The organism is Halorubrum sp. Atlit-26R (assembly GCF_003666015.1).
Taxonomy (GTDB): domain Archaea; phylum Halobacteriota; class Halobacteria; order Halobacteriales; family Haloferacaceae; genus Halorubrum.
Map to the genome: position 1 here is coordinate 1 of NZ_QPLT01000425.1, position 498 is coordinate 498.

The 498-nt window shown below is 58.4% G+C and carries 1 protein-coding gene and 1 pseudogene; one reads left to right on the forward strand and one right to left on the reverse strand.

Going from position 1 to position 498, the window contains the following annotated elements; genetic code table 11:
• Nucleotides 1-210 (forward strand): DUF6069 family protein (locus DVK07_RS24110; protein ID WP_233565599.1); only part of this gene is annotated, 210 nt, incomplete at its 5' end.
• A gap of 79 nt (nucleotides 211-289) precedes the next feature.
• On the opposite strand, the pseudogene DVK07_RS24115 reads toward DVK07_RS24110, so the two are convergent.
• Nucleotides 290-498: pseudogene (locus DVK07_RS24115) on the reverse strand (hypothetical protein); the annotation flags it as partial.

Here is a 498-nt window from a genome sequence, read left to right on the forward strand (position 1 = left end):
GCTACCATCGTATATGGCCTTCTCCAGCGGCGGTCAGCACGCCCGAATCGACTTTTCGCGGTGATTACCGGGGTTGTGTTGCTCCTATCGTTCGTTCCGGACGCGACGTTTCTCCCGGGGCGTCCGGGAGCCACAACCGCAGGGATTCTCGTGCTGATGGTGATGCACGTGACTGTCGCGGGGATCTGCTACGCGGTACTCACCCGGTAGCCGGAAGAGTGCGAGTCGCTCAAGTCCTGTGAAAGAGCGGCAAACGCAGCATCAGTTCGATCCCTGGGTAGCACAGCGATTAGGCGTCTTCATGGTCGATATAGGTCTCTTCGGCCTGCAGGAGGGCAGGAAGTTCATCCGCTAGCCGGAATTGGATCTGTGACTCGATACGGGCGAGAGCTGGGCCCGCCTCGACGAGATCGTCTACTTGGTGGTACTCAACAAGATCAACTGCCCGTAACGCAGGGAGATGGTCATTATACAGCGACATGTGGATCTGGAGCCGGT